The organism is Gordonia sp. i37 (assembly GCF_002043085.1).
Classification (GTDB): Bacteria; Actinomycetota; Actinomycetes; order Mycobacteriales; family Mycobacteriaceae; genus Gordonia; species Gordonia polyisoprenivorans.
Genome location: NZ_MVPX01000447.1, coordinates 1 through 1,196 on the forward strand (window position 1 = coordinate 1; position 1,196 = coordinate 1,196).

2 protein-coding genes are annotated in these 1,196 nt (G+C 69.1%); one reads left to right on the top strand and one right to left on the bottom strand.

Going from position 1 to position 1,196, the window contains the following annotated elements:
• Positions 1-445: nucleotide exchange factor GrpE (locus tag B1964_RS22080; protein WP_079931292.1), on the top strand; the 445-nt coding region annotated here is incomplete at its 5' end.
• Between the two features lie 4 nt (positions 446-449).
• Here the strand turns inward: B1964_RS22080 and B1964_RS22085 are convergent.
• A partial coding sequence (locus B1964_RS22085; RefSeq protein ID WP_139765828.1) for a prolyl oligopeptidase family serine peptidase occupies positions 450-1,196 on the bottom strand: 747 nt, incomplete at its 5' end.

A 1,196-nucleotide genomic window follows, 5' to 3' on the forward strand; every position in this document is an offset into this window, starting at 1 on the left:
GGCGGAGCCGTTCCGCCGTCTCGATGAGCGGCTCGAGGATCTCGGGCGGGTGATTGCCCGGCAGTCGCAGTCGCTGGACCGGCTCCTCGACGCCGAGAAGAAGCGGTCGGCGCGCGATGCGGCCGGCGCGGACCTGGCCCTGCTGGTGGACCTGCTGGCGCTCCACGGGGACGCCGCGGGCTGTGCGTCATCGTCGACCGACGCCGCCGACCGCGCCGCGTTCACCGCGCTGGCCGACGGCCTGGAACGCGTGATCGTCGGCCGCGGGGGCACGCTCGTGACACCGCGGATCGGCGACGACTTCGACGCCGTCACCATGGACGCCGTCGACACCCGGGAGACCGGCGCGGCCGACCGGTCACGGACGGTCGCCGACGTTCTGCGGCCGGGACTGAACGTCGGGCCGCGGTCGGTGCGGCCCGCGGCGGTCGTCGTCTACCGTTGACCGCTCAGTGGTCGGCCGATCCGATGGTGCGCCACAGGAATTCGTACGCCAGTGCCGACTTGAAGGCCGCCTGCTTGTTGTCGGCGGCACCGCCGTGCCCGCCCTCGATGTTCTCGTAGTAGCGGACGTCGTGACCGTACTCCTCGAGTCGCGCAACGAGTTTGCGGGCGTGCCCGGGATGGACGCGGTCGTCGCGGGTGGAGGTGGTGACGAGAATCGGCGGGTAGGTCTTCTCGCGTGTGAGGTTCTGATACGGCGAGTACTCACCGATGTAGGCCCACTCGTCGGGGTCGTCGGGGTTGCCGTACTCGGCCATCCACGACGCGCCCGCTAGCAGCAGGTGGTAGCGACGCATGTCGATCAGCGGGACCTGACACACCAACGCGCCGAACAACTCCGGATATCGGGTGAGCATCACGCCCATCAGTAGGCCGCCGTTGGAACCGCCCTGCGCGCCGAGTTGGGCCGGGGTCGTCAGTCCACCTGCGACGAGGTCCTTGGCAACACTCGAGAAGTCCTCGTATACCAGGTGACGACCGGCCTTCTGGGCTTGGGTGTGCCAGGCCGGGCCGTATTCGCCGCCGCCACGGATGTTGGCGATGACATAGATGCCGCCGCGTTCGATCCAATTGCGTCCCGAGAGCGCCAGATAGCCCGGCGTCAGCGAATTCTCGAAGCCGCCGTAGCCGTAGAGCAGTGTGGGGCCGCTGGTCACGTCGCGGCGCCGGATCACGAAGTAGGGGATCGGGGG